Source organism: Microbacterium sp. Cr-K32, assembly GCF_000708345.1.
GTDB classification, from domain to species: Bacteria; Actinomycetota; Actinomycetes; order Actinomycetales; family Microbacteriaceae; genus Microbacterium; species Microbacterium maritypicum_A.
Window position 1 is genome coordinate 1 of sequence record NZ_JARD01000015.1, and the last position, 12,931, is coordinate 12,931.

The 12,931-nt window shown below is 62.6% G+C and carries 8 protein-coding genes and 3 rRNA genes; 3 read left to right on the forward strand and 8 right to left on the reverse strand.

The window, feature by feature from the left end; genetic code table 11:
• Window positions 1-13: 13 nt before the first annotated feature.
• From rrf to GZ64_RS0107120, 3 genes are all read right to left on the reverse strand, one after another.
• A 5S ribosomal RNA gene (gene rrf / locus GZ64_RS0107110) occupies window positions 14-130 on the reverse strand.
• Between the two features lie 108 nt (window positions 131-238).
• Window positions 239-3,343, reverse strand: a 23S ribosomal RNA gene (locus GZ64_RS0107115).
• A 414-nt stretch (window positions 3,344-3,757) separates the two neighbouring features.
• Window positions 3,758-5,281 (reverse strand): 16S ribosomal RNA (locus GZ64_RS0107120).
• The 16S, 23S and 5S rRNA genes sit together here, the layout of an rRNA operon.
• A 595-nt stretch (window positions 5,282-5,876) precedes the next feature.
• On the opposite strand from GZ64_RS0107120, the gene GZ64_RS0107125 reads away from it, so the two are divergent.
• Window positions 5,877-7,253 (forward strand): CoA transferase, encoded by a 1,377-nt coding sequence (locus GZ64_RS0107125; protein ID WP_081859692.1) that lies wholly within the window; start codon window positions 5,877-5,879, stop codon window positions 7,251-7,253.
• Here the strand turns inward: GZ64_RS0107125 and GZ64_RS0107130 are convergent.
• The 3 genes from GZ64_RS0107130 to GZ64_RS0107140 are packed head-to-tail and all read right to left on the reverse strand — an operon-like array spanning window position 7,238 to window position 10,368.
• Window positions 7,238-8,029: a DUF4184 family protein gene (locus tag GZ64_RS0107130; RefSeq protein WP_029265635.1), complete on the reverse strand. Its 792-nt coding sequence runs from the start codon at window positions 8,027-8,029 to the stop codon at window positions 7,238-7,240. The genes GZ64_RS0107125 and GZ64_RS0107130 overlap by 16 nt on opposite strands.
• Before the next feature lie 44 nt (window positions 8,030-8,073).
• Window positions 8,074-9,375: a tyrosine--tRNA ligase gene (tyrS, locus tag GZ64_RS0107135; protein ID WP_029265636.1), complete on the reverse strand. Its 1,302-nt coding sequence runs from the start codon at window positions 9,373-9,375 to the stop codon at window positions 8,074-8,076.
• A gap of 39 nt (window positions 9,376-9,414) precedes the next feature.
• Window positions 9,415-10,368, reverse strand: a complete 954-nt coding sequence (locus GZ64_RS0107140; RefSeq protein WP_029265637.1) for an aldo/keto reductase — start codon at window positions 10,366-10,368, stop codon at window positions 9,415-9,417.
• Between the two features lie 53 nt (window positions 10,369-10,421).
• On the opposite strand from GZ64_RS0107140, the gene GZ64_RS0107145 reads away from it, so the two are divergent.
• Window positions 10,422-10,778 (forward strand): MerR family transcriptional regulator, encoded by a 357-nt coding sequence (locus GZ64_RS0107145; protein WP_029265638.1) that lies wholly within the window; start codon window positions 10,422-10,424, stop codon window positions 10,776-10,778.
• A 7-nt stretch (window positions 10,779-10,785) separates the two neighbouring features.
• Here the strand turns inward: GZ64_RS0107145 and GZ64_RS0107150 are convergent, their stop codons facing one another.
• Both GZ64_RS0107150 and GZ64_RS0107155 read right to left on the reverse strand, forming a co-directional pair.
• Window positions 10,786-11,631 (reverse strand): hypothetical protein, encoded by an 846-nt coding sequence (locus GZ64_RS0107150; protein WP_029265639.1) that lies wholly within the window; start codon window positions 11,629-11,631, stop codon window positions 10,786-10,788.
• Entirely contained in the window at window positions 11,628-12,272 is a 645-nt protein-coding gene (locus tag GZ64_RS0107155; RefSeq protein ID WP_029260623.1) for a SatD family protein, read from the reverse strand. The genes GZ64_RS0107150 and GZ64_RS0107155 overlap by 4 nt, the downstream gene beginning before the upstream one ends.
• A 60-nt stretch (window positions 12,273-12,332) precedes the next feature.
• On the opposite strand from GZ64_RS0107155, the gene GZ64_RS0107160 reads away from it, so the two are divergent.
• A complete protein-coding gene (locus tag GZ64_RS0107160; protein WP_029265640.1) occupies window positions 12,333-12,929 on the forward strand; it encodes a DUF1349 domain-containing protein in 597 nt (198 codons plus the stop codon).
• Window positions 12,930-12,931: the final 2 nt, after the last annotated feature.

Below are 12,931 nucleotides of genomic sequence, written 5' to 3' on the forward strand. Positions count from 1 at the left end.
TTGTCTAAAAGGAGTCCGGCGGTGTCCTACTCTCCCACAGGGTCCCCCCTGCAGTACCATCGGCGCTGTGAGGCTTAGCTTCCGGGTTCGGAATGTAACCGGGCGTTTCCCTCACGCTATGGCCGCCGAAACACTATTGATGTTTCAATCAAACACATAACAAAGTCATTGTTGTTATGCGGTTCTCGACCGTACATCGAGAACCACTCAGTGGACGCGTAGCACCAACAAACGGTGTGTTATCAAGTCATCGGCTTATTAGTACCAGTCAGCTGCATGCATTACTGCACTTCCACATCTGGCCTATCAACCCAGTAGTCTGGCTGGGAGCCTCTCACCCGAAGGTATGGAAATCTCATCTTGAGGCCGGCTTCCCGCTTAGATGCTTTCAGCGGTTATCCATCCCGAACGTAGCTAATCAGCGGTGCTCCTGGCGGAACAACTGACACACCAGAGGTTCGTCCAACCCGGTCCTCTCGTACTAGGGTCAGATCCTCTCAAATTTCCTACGCGCGCAGCGGATAGGGACCGAACTGTCTCACGACGTTCTAAACCCAGCTCGCGTACCGCTTTAATGGGCGAACAGCCCAACCCTTGGGACCTACTCCAGCCCCAGGATGCGACGAGCCGACATCGAGGTGCCAAACCATGCCGTCGATATGGACTCTTGGGCAAGATCAGCCTGTTATCCCCGAGGTACCTTTTATCCGTTGAGCGACAGCGCTTCCACAAGCCACTGCCGGATCACTAGTCCCGACTTTCGTCCCTGCTCGACCTGTCAGTCTCACAGTCAAGCTCCCTTGTGCACTTACACTCGACACCTGATTGCCAACCAGGTTGAGGGAACCTTTGGGCGCCTCCGTTACTTTTTGGGAGGCAACCGCCCCAGTTAAACTACCCACCAGGCACTGTCCCTGAACCGGATTACGGTTCGAAGTTAGATATCCAGAGTGACCAGAGTGGTATTTCAACAATGACTCCACACGAACTAGCGTCCATGCTTCAAAGTCTCCCACCTATCCTACACAAGCCACACCGAACACCAATACCAAGCTGTAGTAAAGGTCACGGGGTCTTTCCGTCCTGCTGCGCGTAACGAGCATCTTTACTCGTAATGCAATTTCGCCGAGTTCGCGGTTGAGACAGTTGGGAAGTCGTTACGCCATTCGTGCAGGTCGGAACTTACCCGACAAGGAATTTCGCTACCTTAGGATGGTTATAGTTACCACCGCCGTTTACTGGGGCTTAAATTCTCAGCTTCGCCTTGCGGCTAACCGGTCCTCTTAACCTTCCAGCACCGGGCAGGCGTCAGTCCGTATACATCGTCTTGCGACTTGGCACGGACCTGTGTTTTTAGTAAACAGTCGCTACCCACTAGTCTCTGCGGCCTCCAAACGCTTTCGGGAGTAAATCCCTATACGCCGAAGGCCCCCCTTCTCCCGAAGTTACGGGGGCATTTTGCCGAGTTCCTTAACCACGATTCTCTCGATCTCCTTGGTATTCTCTACCTGACCACCTGAGTCGGTTTGGGGTACGGGCGGCTAGAACCTCGCGTCGATGCTTTTCTTGGCAGCATAGGATCACCCACTTTTTATCCGCATCGTGTCTCAGCCTATGTGAATCGCGGATTTGCCTACGACTCGGCCTACGCACTTGCACCAGGACAACCATCGCCTGGCTTGGGCTACCTTCCTGCGTCACACCTGTTAATACGCTAACCGCACCAGAATGGGGTCGTGCGCTAGGCCCAGAGCGTCACCCCGAAGGGATCAGTCACTGGGATTCAGACACTTAGCACTACTGGATTAGCTTGGGCGGTTCTTCGCCGGTACGGGAATATCAACCCGTTGTCCATCGACTACGCCTGTCGGCCTCGCCTTAGGTCCCGACTTACCCAGGGAAGATTAGCTTGACCCTGGAACCCTTGGTCTTTCGGAGGACGTGTTTCTCACACGTCATTCGCTACTCATGCCTGCATTCTCACTCGTGTAGCCTCCACGGCTGGTTTACACCGCCGCTTCGCTGGCCACACGACGCTCTCCTACCCATCAACACGGCTGGACCACGAAGGCCTACCAATAATGTCAATGCCACAACTTCGGTGGCGTGCTTGAGCCCCGTTACATTGTCGGCGCGGAATCACTTGACCAGTGAGCTATTACGCACTCTTTCAAGGGTGGCTGCTTCTAAGCCAACCTCCTGGTTGTCAAGGCAACTCCACATCCTTTCCCACTTAGCACGCGCTTTGGGACCTTAGTTGGTGGTCTGGGTTGTTTCCCTCTCGACTATGAAGCTTATCCCCCACAGTCTCACTGCTGCGCTCTCACTTACCGGCATTCGGAGTTTGGCTGACGTCAGTAACCTTGTAGGGCCCATCGGCCATCCAGTAGCTCTACCTCCGGCAAGAAACACGCAACGCTGCACCTAAATGCATTTCGGAGAGAACCAGCTATCACGAAGTTTGATTGGCCTTTCACCCCTATCCACAGCTCATCCCCTCAGTTTTCAACCTAAGTGGGTTCGGTCCTCCACGACGTCTTACGGTCGCTTCAACCTGGCCATGGATAGATCACTTCGCTTCGGGTCTAGGACATGCGACTGAATCGCCCTATTCAGACTCGCTTTCGCTACGGCTACCCCACACGGGTTAACCTCGCCACATATCGCTAACTCGCAGGCTCATTCTTCAAAAGGCACGCTGTCACCCCTACTAAGGAGGCTCCAACGGTTTGTAAGCAAACGGTTTCAGGTACTATTTCACTCCCCTCCCGGGGTACTTTTCACCTTTCCCTCACGGTACTTGTCCGCTATCGGTCATCTGGGAGTATTTAGGCTTATCAGGTGGTCCTGACAGATTCACACGGGATTTCACGGGCCCCGTGCTACTTGGGATACTCTTCGCGCCAAGAGAGGCATTTCGACTACGGGGTTGGCACCCTCTATGACCGGCCTTTCAAGACCGTTCGTCTATACCTTCTTGTAACGCCGCCACCTCGGCAGAGATGACTGAAAAGTCCCACAACCCCCAACGTGCAACGCCTGCCGGCTATCACACACGCTAGGTTTAGCCTGTTCCGGTTTCGCTCGCCACTACTAACGGAATCGCGGTTGCTTTCTCTTCCTGTGGGTACTGAGATGTTTCACTTCCCCACGTTCCCTCTACCCGCCCTATATATTCAGGCGGGAGTCACTAGGTCGGCACGCCGCCCAGCGGGGTTTCCCCATTCGGACACCCTCGGATCAAAACTTGCTTATCAGTTCCCCGAGGCTTATCGCAGATTGCTACGTCCTTCTTCGGCTCCAGATGCCAAGGCATCCACCGTTTGCTCTTAAAGACTTGAAATCACATGAGTTTGAATCAAAAACTCGACCCCATCCGAAGATGGAATCTGAAATTGACTAATGATCTTTAAGATCATCTTGTGCAACTGACCGAAGCCAGCTGCAAGATGCTCGCGTCCACTGTGTAGTTCTCAAAGTACGGGCGGTGCCCCTATCCACAACCCCACACGGGGGAAACAGAAAGAGGCCCAGAGGTTCAGACCAGATCCCGAAAGATCCGCATCCGGTCCCTCAGGACCCAACAGCGTGCAGGTGCGACATCCGCCACCCTCCCCGTTCCAACCACCGAAGTGGCGTACTGGAGAAGAACAGCATCCTTCGCACCATGTCAAATGTTCCACCCATGAGCTCCCAGCGAGAAACGAACGTTCTCGATCTGGGTTCTGGACACCCGAAAGTGTCAGATGCTCCTTAGAAAGGAGGTGATCCAGCCGCACCTTCCGGTACGGCTACCTTGTTACGACTTAGTCCTAATTACCGATCCCACCTTCGACGGCTCCCTCCACAAGGGTTAGGCCACCGGCTTCAGGTGTTACCGACTTTCATGACTTGACGGGCGGTGTGTACAAGACCCGGGAACGTATTCACCGCAGCGTTGCTGATCTGCGATTACTAGCGACTCCGACTTCATGAGGTCGAGTTGCAGACCTCAATCCGAACTGGGACCGGCTTTTTGGGATTCGCTCCACCTCGCGGTATTGCAGCCCTTTGTACCGGCCATTGTAGCATGCGTGAAGCCCAAGACATAAGGGGCATGATGATTTGACGTCATCCCCACCTTCCTCCGAGTTGACCCCGGCAGTATCCCATGAGTTCCCACCATTACGTGCTGGCAACATAGAACGAGGGTTGCGCTCGTTGCGGGACTTAACCCAACATCTCACGACACGAGCTGACGACAACCATGCACCACCTGTTTACGAGTGTCCAAAGAGTTGACCATTTCTGGCCCGTTCTCGTATATGTCAAGCCTTGGTAAGGTTCTTCGCGTTGCATCGAATTAATCCGCATGCTCCGCCGCTTGTGCGGGTCCCCGTCAATTCCTTTGAGTTTTAGCCTTGCGGCCGTACTCCCCAGGCGGGGAACTTAATGCGTTAGCTGCGTCACGGAATCCGTGGAATGGACCCCACAACTAGTTCCCAACGTTTACGGGGTGGACTACCAGGGTATCTAAGCCTGTTTGCTCCCCACCCTTTCGCTCCTCAGCGTCAGTTACGGCCCAGAGATCTGCCTTCGCCATCGGTGTTCCTCCTGATATCTGCGCATTCCACCGCTACACCAGGAATTCCAATCTCCCCTACCGCACTCTAGTCTGCCCGTACCCACTGCAGGCCGGAGGTTGAGCCTCCGGATTTCACAGCAGACGCGACAAACCGCCTACGAGCTCTTTACGCCCAATAATTCCGGATAACGCTTGCGCCCTACGTATTACCGCGGCTGCTGGCACGTAGTTAGCCGGCGCTTTTTCTGCAGGTACCGTCACTTTCGCTTCTTCCCTGCTAAAAGAGGTTTACAACCCGAAGGCCGTCGTCCCTCACGCGGCGTTGCTGCATCAGGCTTGCGCCCATTGTGCAATATTCCCCACTGCTGCCTCCCGTAGGAGTCTGGGCCGTGTCTCAGTCCCAGTGTGGCCGGTCACCCTCTCAGGCCGGCTACCCGTCGACGCCTTGGTGAGCCATTACCTCACCAACAAGCTGATAGGCCGCGAGCCCATCCCCAACCGAAATTCTTTCCAGACGCAGACCATGCGGTCACGTCACATATCCAGTATTAGACGCCGTTTCCAGCGCTTATCCCAGAGTCAGGGGCAGGTTGCTCACGTGTTACTCACCCGTTCGCCACTGATCCCACAGAGCAAGCTCCGTGTTCACCGTTCGACTTGCATGTGTTAAGCACGCCGCCAGCGTTCATCCTGAGCCAGGATCAAACTCTCCGTAAAAAAGAAATGCATACCCCACCGGGAAAACGGTGACGCAGCGAGTTTGATGCTGACCAAAGAGACAAATTCATTGCTGACTTCATCCATTGCCAACCCCACAAGGAGGTTGGTCTTTGATCCAAAGGAATTCTCAACTAGCCGAAGCTAGACGAGGATAATTTGGCATTTGACAAGTGCACGCTGTTGAGTTCTCAAGGATCGGATGCTCCCACGACCCAGCCATCACAGCCAGGCCCGAAGGGCAACTTCTCTATCTTACCCACTCTCTCTTGCTTGTCAAATCGGCGCGCCGCGCGGATCGAAGATCCGCAGCGCAGCTGATGACAGCCGCAGAAGAGGTGGAGTCCCTATCCTAGACGCAAGCGCCTGATCTCTCAAGTGAGAGTGGATCGGGAGTGGTTCTCCGCTTGAGGGGGGTGAAGCTCTTGGCTCCTCCGCGTCCCTGTGGGGCGAACAAGTAATAAGTTACGTGGATCTCGGGGTTCTGGCAAATCGGGCCACACCACCCGGGCGTGTCGCTGGTGCTCTCTCCCATGTTTCCGCCGGATCAGGAGTAGTTTCCGCCCTCTGTGGGGGTCGGGAGTACGATCGCGCCATGCCTGCATCTGCGGATTTCCGCCCGGTCGTTCCCCCGCACGATGAAGCCTCGGGGAATGGTGACGCGGGCGCCGCGCTGCTCGATCGCGTGCGGCGTGAACTCGGGATCGACCGTGGCTCGACGGTGCTCCCGCCTCCCCCGACTGTCCCGCTTCCCTCCCGACTGGCCACCGGCACGCTGGCGTGGGCGAGCGTCAGCGCGGCGGTTCTCGCGGCTGGCTGTTCCCCCGTCTCGCTGGATCCGGCCCGCGTCGCCATCGCCTACCGGAGCGACCGCGTGCTCACGATCGATGGCGACGCTCCCCCGGTCTGGTCCCCGTACTCCGGGTTCTGGGAGACCACCGACGGATGGGTCCGCACGCACGGGAACTACCCGCATCACGCTGCCGCGCTGCGTGCGGGACTCCACCTGCGAGAAGACGCCGATCCGGCTGCCGTTCGTGTTGCACTCGCGGAGCGGAGGACAGCGACGGCCGTCTCCGACATCACATCCGCCGGCGGTCTGGCTGTTCCTGTCGCCGTCGAGAGGCCCGCCGTCGATCGGGCACTGCGCGAACGACCACTCCTCGAGGTCAGCCGGGTGGATGAGGAATCCGCCTCGCACCCCCGTCGATCGGAGCTCACGGCGACGTCACCCGGTTCCCTCCCCCTGAGCGGCATGCGCGTGCTCGATCTGACGCGCGTCATCGCGGGGCCGGTCTGCACGCGGACCCTCGCTCTTCTCGGCGCCGACGTCTTGCGCATCGATCCCCCGCATCTGCCGGAACCGGCGTGGCAGCATCTCGATACCGGCCACGGCAAACGATCCGCCATACTCGACGCACGCAGTGCCCGACTCCAGGAGTTGCTGGCCGAAGCCGATGCCGTGGTCCTCGGCTACCGACCGGCCGCTCTCGACAGACTCGGGCTGCATCCGGAGCTGCTCGCGCGCCGACACCCTGGGCTCATCGTCGCGCAACTCAGCGCCTGGGGTACGGAGAGTCCGAACCGCGCCGGCTTCGACAGCCTCGTGCAGGCCGAATCCGGCATCTCGCGCATCGAGTCCGCGGAAGGCGGGCGTCCAGGAGCGCTCCCGGCGCAGGCCCTCGATCACAGCGCCGGGTATCTTCTCGCCGCCGCGGTGACCACGCTGCTCAGGCGGCGGTCACGGGAGGGAGGGTCACGGATCGTGCGCACGTCACTGCGTCGCATCGCCGCGGAGCTGCTCGGGATGCCGCGCCGTGGAGACCCCGCAGCCGAGGTCGAGTTCGACGTTCGGCCGCACCTCGCGCGATTCGATGTCGACGGGAGCGCCCTCGTGACGGCGCGACCCGCTCTGCCGGGTTTCGAGTTCCGGGCCCCGCATCCCTGGGGATCGGATCAGCCCGTCTGGTGACGGCCGCGCACCGACAGCGCGACGCAGAGGACGAACGTGATCGCGCCCCACAGCGCACATGCCGGAGGAAGAACCCGGTAGGCGAGGTGCTGGACGGTGAACTCCGCGTCGAGCGGACCGAAGACGACGAGTCCACCGACCCAGGCGGCGAGCAGGATCACGGGAAGCGACACCCACCATGACACACGCAGCCAGGTGGGTACCGACTGCGTGATTGCGCGACGCGGAGCCTGCCGACGCAGCCACAGGAGCGCCCAGACACCGATGATGGCGAGGCCCACCAGGCTCGACCCGTGCTGAAGCCACTTGAAACCGGGGAGCGGACCCCACATCTCATCGAGCCCGGGAATCAGACCGACGCCCCATCGTCCCTCGTGCGTGAAGAGGTCCCACACGATGTGCGAGAGCACCCCGATCGCGAGCGACGCGGCGAGCAGGACCGGATACGCGCGCTTCTGACCGATGCCGACCGCCGCTCGTGCTGCCGTGGCCCCGCGATCGGTCCAGTCCTCGGGCAGCCGCCGCGCCACCCACAGCGGACCGAGTTCGGGAACCGCCGGACGCAAGACGACCCGCCAGATCAGGAACAGTGCGAACGCGAGCAGCGCGGTCCACACGACGTTGCCGAACGTATGCGTGAACGAGTAGTTCAGTCCGACACCCCGCACGAACAGTGGCAGGTCAGGCGCCATCGCGCCGATCGCGATCGCCGCCGGCACCAGCGGCGTGCGGACGAACGGCAGCGCGACCAAAGCGTGACTGGCGGTGAACGGCATCCGACCCTGCTACCCGAAGACCTCTGCTGCCGACAGCCGGGGACTCAGCCGAGGAAGACGCCGGCGAGGGTCTTTTTGCCGCGGCGGAGCACGGAGACTCCTCCGGGAAGGGTGCCCTGGACCGCGGCTGTCTCGTCTTCGACCCGTTCGCCGTCGAGAGTGACGCCACCCTGCGTGATCGCACGCCTGGCTTCGGACAGGCTCGCCACCAGACCGGTCGACACCAAGACCTCGACCACCGGTGCACCGAGAGCGACCGTCGCGTTCGGAAGCTCCTCCAGAGCGGTGCGCAGCGTGCCGGCATCGAGCGCGGTCAGATCACCCTGCCCGAACAGTGCCTCGGACGCGGCGATCACGGCCGCAGTCGCCTCGACACCATGCACCGTCGCGACGACCTCGAGGGCGAGCCGCTTCTGCGCAGCCCGACGGAACGGCTCGGTCGCCACGAGTTCGGCATATTCCTCGATCTCGGCTCTGCCGAGGAAGGTGAACACCTTCAGGCGATCGATCACGTCGGCGTCGGTCGTGCTCAGCCAGAACTGGTACATCCGGTACGGGCTGCACATGTCGGCATCGAGCCAGATGGCATTGCCCTCGCTCTTGCCGAACTTGGTGCCGTCGCTGTTCGTGATGAGCGGCGTGCCGATGGCATGCACCGACGCTCCCTCGGCACGACGGATGAGGTCAGTACCACTGGTGAGATTGCCCCACTGATCCGAGCCGCCGGTCTGCAGCACGCAGTCGTACTGCCGGTACAGCTCGAGGAAGTCCATGCCCTGCAGGATCTGGTAGCTGAACTCGGTGTAGCTGATGCCCTCGTCGGAGTTCAGGCGCGCGGCGACCGCATCCTTCTTGAGCATCGTGCCGACACGGAAGTACTTGCCGATCTCGCGCAGGAAGTCGATCGCGCTCAGCGGGGCCGTCCAGTCGAGGTTGTTCACGATGCGGGCGGCGTTGTCGCCCTCGAAGCTGAGGTAGCGCTCGACCTGCGTGCGCAGGCGACCGACCCAGTCCTCGACCGTCTCCCGAGTGTTCAGCGTGCGCTCGGCCGTGGGGCGCGGATCTCCGATGAGTCCGGTCGAGCCGCCGACGAGGCCGAGGGGCTTGTGGCCGGCGAGCTGGATGCGGCGCAGCGTCAACAGCTGCACGAGGTTGCCCAGGTGCAGGCTGGGAGCCGTCGGATCGAACCCGCAGTAATACGTGATGGGGTCTCCCGCGAGCAGGGCGCGCAGCGCCTCCTGGTCGGTGGACACATGGACCAGACCACGCCACACGAGTTCGTCCCACACGTTCTCGAACGTGGGATCGATCGCCTGGGGTGCGGTCGTCAGAGCGGGAGTTGACACGCGCTCCAGGCTATCAGCGCAGCGCACCGGCGAAACGACTCACACCGGCCCGTCGAGAAGAGTGATCTCGTCCGCAGACAGAGAGATCGACGCGGCATCCATCGCGACGTCGAGCTGATCGACCCTGCTGCCGCCGAGGATCGGGCGGATGCCGCGGGCCAGCTGCCAGGCCAGCACGATCTGCCCCCGTCCGAGCCCTCGCGCCGCCGCGACCTCGCCCAGCACCGCGAGCCGACCTGCGGTTCCGGGATGGTCGTACACCGGGGGCACGGGCTTCGCGGGATTGTCATAGGCCCCCGAGAGCAGGGGCGTGTACGCCCAGATCTCGAGCCCGTTCGCCAGGGCGAAGTCGCGCTGCTCATCGCTCAACACACCGAAAGGATGGGCGACCCCGGGGGGAAGCGTTCCCGGTCGCGTGCGCAGGTACGTGCTGTTCAACTGGAACGCGTCGATGGGAACGCTGCCGATGGACCTGGCGTGCGCACGGGCGCGCTCGATGCGCCAGGCCGGGTGGTTCGAGGCACCGACGCGGCTCACGGTGCCATCTGCGGTGAGCGCCGCGAGAGCGTCCACGGTCTCCTCGATCGCGACGGCCCGATCCTCCTGGTGCAGCCACAGCAGGTCGATCCTGTCGACGCCCAGACGCGCGAGGCTCCCGTCGACAGCAGCGCGGATGGCTCGCGGGGAGAGCCCTGTCCGATGTTCGGGCCAGGACCCGGGCCACAGGGGTTCGGCACCGACCTTCGTCGAGATGCGGACCTGTGCTCGCGCCTGCGGTCGCGCCGCGAGCCAGCGTCCGAGAACCTCCTCGGAGGCTCCCCCCTGCCCCGTGTCGCTCACCCAGAAGCTGTAGCAGTCGGCGGTGTCGATCCAGATGCCGCCGCGCTCGACGAAGCGGTCGAGCAGTGCGAATGAGGTCTCCTCGTCGACGAGCGTGCCGAAGGACATCGCTCCGAGGACGAGCGGGGATGCAGAGGCGTTCCGGTTGGTCATGACCTCACTGTGCAACCTGGAGTGCGCTCCAGGTCAAGTCCTATGCTCGGTTCATGACCACCTACACGCCGGCGGAGGCTGCGGCACGCTCCGGATTCAGCATCGACACGCTCCGGTACTACGAGCGCGAGGGCATCCTGCCCGCCGTGTCCCGCACCGCGGGCGGACATCGGGCGTACACCGACACCGAGCTCGGACTTCTGGAGTTCCTCAAGTGCCTTCGCGAGACGGGCATGCCCGTGGAACGCCTGCGTCGCTACGGCCGGCTCTGCCAACGCGAGGACACCGTCCCCGAGCGGATAGCGCTCCTCGAGGAGCACGCCGCGACGGTCGAGAAGCAACTCGCCGACGTTCTCGCGCAGCAGCGGCGTCTGGTGGAGAAGCTGGACTGGTACCGGTCGAGAGGCTGAACTGCCGTCAGCTGTGCGCGGCCCACCACACGAGGAACGCGGCGCCGAGGGCGATCACCCAGCTCACCAGGCTGCCGACGAGGAAGTACTCCGCGCGGGCCCCGGTCTCGCCGTCGCGCGAGATCTCCGGGAATCGGACGATGCCCTTCGCCGCGAGCATCGCGGCCAGGATCGGATAGGCCGCAGCGAGAGTGAGGATCAGGACGAGGATGCGCTCCAGCGGTCCGATCAGTCGTCCGCCCTTGAATCCGCTGCGCGGATCTCGGGGCGCTGCCACCGGGAGCGTCGCCGACATCGCGACAGCATCCTCCGTGGCGTCGTCGGAGACACCATCGACCGTCTCGGAAGCCACCGGGGTCTCGGCGGCCGCGACAGTCCCCCTCGACGCGCTCGCTGCCGGGTCTGCCGGGTCCGCCGGGAGCCAGGTGTGCTCCCCGTCGAGCGCCGCACGCACCACGAGATTCGAAGACTCGAGGAGGAAGACCCCGGCCCCCAGCGCCAGCAGCGCGAGGTCGAAGGGGACCTCACCGAACGGCGATCGGAGGTGCCAGATCGCGCCGATCAGACCGGCGTCAGCACGGGCACCGAGCCCGACGACGGCGCCGACGCTCACGACCGCGAGCAGCACGGCGGGCCAGAACCCCAGCGGGGCGGGGCGTCCGGTGGGCATGCACCACACCCAGAGGGCACCGGCAACGATCGCGAGCACCATGGGAAGGAGCGCGTCGCTGACGCTGCCGAGCAGGAGCAGGATGACAGCGACGGAGAGATACCCGATCCAACGGCGCGGTGCGAACTGACGCACCAGGTCGGCGGCGCCGACCGCCAGCAGGATGAATCCGGCGACGATCATGCGCGCTCGCCTCGGAGCGCGGCGACGCCCTCGATGAGTGCGGCCGTACCCGCTGTGCGCAGCGACTTCGAAACGCTGGGCTGTGTGATCCCCTCTTCGGTCGCGAGCTCCTGCTGCGATCGACCGAGCAGACGACCGTAGGTGAGCCGTCGTTCCCGCTCGCTCATCGCGCCGACCACCTCGTCGCGGACGAGGAGATAGGCGTTCGATGCGGCGATCGTGCTCTCCATGACCTCATCCTGCCCCGGGGCTCCGACAATCCAGGATCTCGTGCGCGGCACGGCGCGACCCTCACGGGCGTGCACGGTCTCGATCGCCGCGCGGGCCGCATACCACCCCGGTCCGTCGGCGAGCTCGCGATGGACCGACTCGACAGGACGCACCTCCCCCACACCGATGCCGAAGCGGAAGGCGATGCCGTCGGGCAATCGCAGCTGGATCATCAGCAGCGACACCATCGCGTCGCTCAGATCGCGGTAGACACCCTGCTGCTCGTCTCCTACGGTGGGCGTGAGCGGCTGCGTCGCCAGCGGGAGGTCGACCTCCACCGCGGCTATGGTGTCGTCGAGGACGCGTTGCGCGGCGGTGCGATCGTCGAGTCGGCGAGACCCCACGATGTCAGCGAGTACCGCGATGACCATGGCATAACCATAACACGAATAATGCTCGACTTATGCGCTTATCGGCTATATCTTGAGAACATGCCTGAATCGCACATGATCCCCTGGTCTCAGGGCACCTGGACCAACGCCCCCGCCTCCCCGTCCACCCTCCCCGACGGTTCGGCTCCGCTCGACATCACCGCCGTGGAAAGCAGCGATGCCTGGCGGCACACCGCCTACGGCTTCGTGCACGATAACGAGCACGCTCTCCTCGCCCCGCTCGCGGTGGGCGAGGCCATGGAGGTCGCTTTCCGGGCCCCGTGGGACGGGCAGTTCGACCAGGCGGGCGTATTCGTGCGCATCGACGACGAGCACTGGGTCAAGACCGGCCTGGAATACGCCGATGATCACCTCGGGCTCGGCGCCGTGGTCACCGCGGGAGGCTCCGACTGGTCGGTCGGCCACGTCGACGAATGGTTCGAGAGCGAGATCACGGTGCGTGTCAGCCGCTGGGCGGACTCCGTGATCGTGCGTGCCCGCGCCGACGACGGACCATGGCGACTGGTGCGGGTCGCGCCGTTCGACGGGCAGTCCGCAGCTGCAGCCGGCCCCTTCCTCGCGGCGCCCACCCGGGCCGGACTCACCGTCCGCTTCACCCGCTGGGAGCGGTCGGCGGCCGACGCCGAGCTGCACTGAAC

What these genes read in the sequence shown, in the direction of transcription:
- GZ64_RS0107125 (WP_081859692.1), top strand. Translation starts at nt 5,877, where the DNA reads ATGCCTGCATCTGCGGATTTCCGCCCGGTCGTTCCCCCGCACGATGAA.
- GZ64_RS0107140 (WP_029265637.1), bottom strand. Translation starts at nt 10,368, where the DNA reads ATGACCAACCGGAACGCCTCTGCATCCCCGCTCGTCCTCGGAGCGATG.
- GZ64_RS0107150 (WP_029265639.1), bottom strand. Translation starts at nt 11,631, where the DNA reads ATGATCGTCGCCGGATTCATCCTGCTGGCGGTCGGCGCCGCCGACCTG.
- GZ64_RS0107130 (WP_029265635.1), bottom strand. Translation starts at nt 8,029, where the DNA reads ATGCCGTTCACCGCCAGTCACGCTTTGGTCGCGCTGCCGTTCGTCCGC.
- GZ64_RS0107145 (WP_029265638.1), top strand. Translation starts at nt 10,422, where the DNA reads ATGACCACCTACACGCCGGCGGAGGCTGCGGCACGCTCCGGATTCAGC.
- GZ64_RS0107155 (WP_029260623.1), bottom strand. Translation starts at nt 12,272, where the DNA reads ATGGTCATCGCGGTACTCGCTGACATCGTGGGGTCTCGCCGACTCGAC.
- GZ64_RS0107160 (WP_029265640.1), top strand. Translation starts at nt 12,333, where the DNA reads ATGCCTGAATCGCACATGATCCCCTGGTCTCAGGGCACCTGGACCAAC.